At 32.1% G+C, this 4426-nt stretch carries 3 protein-coding genes and 1 pseudogene; 1 reads left to right on the plus strand and 3 read right to left on the minus strand.

Going from position 1 to position 4426, the window contains the following annotated elements:
* The 3 genes and pseudogenes from GMC_RS19845 to GMC_RS20785 all read right to left on the minus strand — a co-directional run.
* A pseudogene (locus tag GMC_RS19845) lies at nt 1-331 on the minus strand (Ig-like domain-containing protein); the annotation flags it as partial.
* 591 nt (nt 332-922) lie between these two features.
* Nucleotides 923-1126 carry a T9SS type A sorting domain-containing protein gene (locus GMC_RS22795; RefSeq protein WP_094766290.1) on the minus strand — a complete coding sequence of 68 codons (204 nt, stop codon included), beginning with the start codon at nt 1124-1126 and terminating at the stop codon, nt 923-925.
* Entirely contained in the window at nt 1098-3128 is a 2031-nt protein-coding gene (locus GMC_RS20785) for a M14 family zinc carboxypeptidase (protein WP_010522376.1), read from the minus strand. Before GMC_RS20785 ends, GMC_RS22795 begins: the two co-directional genes overlap by 29 nt.
* 442 nt (nt 3129-3570) lie before the next feature.
* Here GMC_RS20785 and GMC_RS19855 point away from each other — a divergent pair.
* Nucleotides 3571-4426, plus strand: an 856-nt coding sequence (locus tag GMC_RS19855) for a hypothetical protein (protein ID WP_010522270.1), incomplete at its 3' end; no start/stop codon positions are given.

Below are 4426 nucleotides of genomic sequence, written 5' to 3' on the forward strand. Positions count from 1 at the left end.
TTAATATACATCCAGTATTTATTTTTTTAGTCCCTTTTTTTTGACTTGCTTTGATTTTTAAAAGACCATCAGATACTTCAGAGTGATTTTGATCCCATTCGGTTAAACCAGGGCCTTTCCATGGATTATGGTAGGTGTCTTTCCATTTACTTCTAAAAAAAGCATTTTTAACTGAACCTTTAGTTACGTAATTAAAATCATCTGATTGAGAGTGTAGTTTCCATTCATAGCCTTCATTTAATTTTGCAGGGATAGCAATGCCATTCCAATCTTGTGAAAATAATAATGAGTTTGCTATTGTAAAAAGTATCAAAGTAAAATTTCTAATCATATTTGTTTTTTTTAGTTCTCGTAATTAATAGTTTTATTAAGCTTTGAAACAATGGAGATAAAGCTTTAATCTAAAAATGAACTGTGCAATTCATTTATTTTTAACAAATTAATGAGTGAAATGTTTAAATACATTAATAAACGATACTCTTTTAATCAAATAGTCGACAAAGTGTTTATTATTTTCGTTAATTGATTTTTATAATTTATTTTTAAGTAGTTTTTGATAAAGAAGTTATTTAACTAATTAAATTGCAATATTTCAATAAATTGAGCTGTAACTGGAATTTAGTTTAGCATTTAATTAGTTAAATAATTGTAGGAATTTTTTATCATCAACGTTTGACGCTGTATCTTTTACAAAATATAGTACTAAAATTGAAGAGGTAGTAAAATAAGCTTACCCACATTTTTTACATGTAATGGCAATTTTGTTTGTTCTCAATATGGGTATTATGCTTGTTATTGGAAAATTTTATCCAAGATCGGAAGCTTACATTGCACAGGAAACAAAAAGAAGAAGATATCACGCCATGGAAATATGCGTTAGTTTCAGGAGCCTTTATTACGGTATTGGTCTTGAGTACTTATTTTATTTTTTAAGAAATTTGATTTTTCTTATCGATGCGCTATCAATAATAATTAAAAAATACAATTCAGGCGCAAGGCTACTTACGTCAATTGTTCCATCTGCTTTAATAGATCCAGATTGTATTTGCTTACTTTGTGCATCAAAAATTTGATAAAATGTTTTTTCTTTATTTGTGTTAGTAGTGCCTAGTTCTACAAATAATATTTTTTACTGGGTTGGGAAAAAGCTGAAAGGGTTCTACTTCATTTTCAAAATCAATAGTACTTAAAGTGTTGTTTGTTGTGGTTTTGAAAAATACGGAAGCGCTAAAATCAGCACAATCATTACCTATTTGGATTTCATATTCGGTATCTGCAGTTAAGGAACTAATTGTGGCTGAGTTTGTAACCAAATTTTCAAGAGTGTTCCAATCGGTAGTGCCTTTTACTCGGTATTGTAATTTGTAGTTGGTATTGTTGGTCTGATTCCACACTAGGGTGGCTTCAGTATCATTTATAGTATTTGTACTTAAACCAGTAGGAGCATTGCAAATAGTTGTGACATCACCGTTTAAGATTAGGTTGATAAGTTCGGTGTAACACCAAACACCATTGCTTACATTTAAATTTAATTGAATGGACTCATTTTTGGGAGTGTTAGCTGTAAGTTCATAATTGATACTTCCGTTAGATTTTTCGAACATAGTCAATTCTGTAAAATTTTCAGGAGCACCTAAAGTTTTGACGAATGGTGATGTAGCGGTAAGACTGACAGTCCAGTTTGCTGGTTTTAAACTAAATCGTTCAATATCAAAGTTGATAATTCCTTTTAAGGATTCTGTATTTTGATTGGTATTAGCGGGCGTAATTTTAGCATATAAAGCGCCAATGCGCAGCAGTTTTGCATTCATATATAACGATTCCTTGCATAAAGGAACAATTCTGCTAGATGCAGGCCAAAAGCCATCTGCTCTAGACCCAACTTCAGGAGTCATAGCAAAGATTTTAGGTTTATCGGTTTGTTCTCCGTACATCCAATCATCACTGGTACCAAAATCAATTACATTTAAGGTTTGAAAGGGTGTTCCAACGGTATATCCATTTTCTTGAGTTAAGTAATTGGCAGCAGCTATAAATACATCATTATCTGGAGTGAATTCAGTACCGGTATATCCCCAAGGGTGAATTAATAAATTACTGAAAGAATGGTAATTTAAAGCGGCTGTCAATTTTCTAGAATTCACAAAATTTTCAATGGCAGTAGTTTCTGGTTCAGAAAACCCGCTTGTCCCTCTGTAGGTTTGACTTGTAGTATTAACAGGATTGTTGGGCTCCCATAAAAAATCATAGTTTCTGTTCAGGTCAACTCCAAAGGTACCATTTCCGTTATCACGTCTGTTTTTTCTCCAAAAACCACCTCCGTTTGGGTTTGTAAATTCGTTAAAGCTATATCCGTCAGGATTAATAATAGGAATAAAATACAAGGCGGTGTTGTCAATGAGTGTTTTTAATTCCTTGTCAGAATCGTAGTTTTCTAATACGTGCCACATGTAAAAAATTAGCTGAGTCAAACCGATAGGTTCTCTGGCGTGGTGAAGTGCGGTTAACAAAATTTCTTCTTCATCGGCTTCTTCAACTGTAGGATTATCGCTAATTTTTATCATGTAAATCGGTCTATTTTCTACAGTAGTGCCAATGGATAATTTTTTAGCAATCAAATTAGGGTATTTTGAATGCATATCATCAAATATAGTTAAGGCTTCCTCCAAGGTGAAGAAACCGCCCATACTGCCAAGTTTAAAATTAGTAGGTGTTTGTATGGTATTGTTTAAGTTTTGTTGCAAAGATCTTTTTGCTGAATTACTAGCTGAAATTTTATTGGATTTCCGTAAAGCTTTTTTGTCAGTTCGCTTATTCCTTCGGGGAATCCTTTTACTTAGATTTCTTATTTTTATTTTTAGTTTCACATTGTTTGCTCTCAATAAATTAAGGTCACTTTTAGAAATCTCCGCGGTTATTATTCCGTCAGAAGTATGAAAATGATCCATTTCTAACCCTTTTTTACGTAGGGTGTTAATTTCCTGTGTATTGAGCTTTGTTTCAACTCGGTAGTATTTTTCAGTTTGGGAATGCTTGTGTTGAGCTTGAATTCCAGAAAAAATCATGAGGCATGATAAAAATACTAAGCATAACGCAAATTGATTTTTATTAATATTGAGTGATTTCATGAGATTTTAACTTATAAGTGTTGAAATGTAAACTTAGTTTGGATACTAGTTATGATAAATAACACTACAAAGATCTTCATATTATATTTTTTTATGGGAAATAGGTACTAAAAAAGAACATTCTATTTTTTTGTAAAGTCAAGTAAATTATAAGACTATAACAATAAAAAATGGTTAAAATGAATACAGTTTTTATTGTATATCCAAATACGAAGTATTAATCGTACAACAGTTGTATGTTTCTAATATTTTGTTGATGCGTGATCAAAACTTGTTTTTACCGTTTTTTTTTAACTATCGACAGCTATAAATTATTGGGTTATTTAATGCCTAGTATCCGCATCAAAAAAAGTTAAATAATCGGCAAGCCTTGTAAAATAACGATCACAAAGCTTTGCCGATTAAAATATTTTCACCTATTTAGGTGAAAACATCGTTGCGGATGAAAATTACGTATTCTAGTGAAACTATTAATTCATTTGGCGGAATAAATTTTGCTGATCATATTGTTAGTAAAAGTTCTATCTATCAGCTAATTGACCAAAAACTTGGTTCGAGGAGTTCAAAATCGACTTATTGTTATTCTGATTTAATACGTTCTTATTTTCTATTGACCCTCTGTGGAGGAGAATGTGCCGAAGATATTACAGAACATTTTCGCAGAGAATTAGAACAAGTAAAAGATTTTTCGGTTTGTTCAGCAGATACGCTATTGCGAATGCAAAAAGAATTAGCGACCACCAAACAAACCTATATTTCCTCGACAGCAGTTCAACACGATTTCAATATCAATATGAAGTTAAATGAACTGATGATTGAACTTTTAATTCACTGCAAACAACTTTCCCCTAATAATCAAGACTATATTTTTGATTACGACAATCAATTTATACCCACAGCTAAATACGATTCAAAACGCAGTTACAAAAAAGCCGATGGATACTTTCCAGGAATTGCCACCATTGGGAATCACCCTGTTTATATTGAAAACAGAAATGGAAATAGTAATGTCAAATACAAGCAAGACCAAACCCTTCAACGCGCCTACAATACTCTTAAAAAATTTGGAATAAAACCCAAATATAGCCGTATGGATTGTGGCTCATTTGTTAAAACCGTTATTCCTGTAGTTGAAGCTAATAGTGAGTATTTCTTTATTCGAGTGCAGCGTTGCACCAGTCTTTACGGCACTATAAAAGAAATAACCCAATGGCAGGATGTTGAAATTGGCTTCAAGAACTATCAAATTGCATCAATACAATACGCCCCTTTCGGAGAAAAAAAGACCTACAGATATG

The organism is Aquimarina agarivorans (assembly GCF_000218485.1).
Taxonomy (GTDB): domain Bacteria; phylum Bacteroidota; class Bacteroidia; order Flavobacteriales; family Flavobacteriaceae; genus Aquimarina; species Aquimarina agarivorans.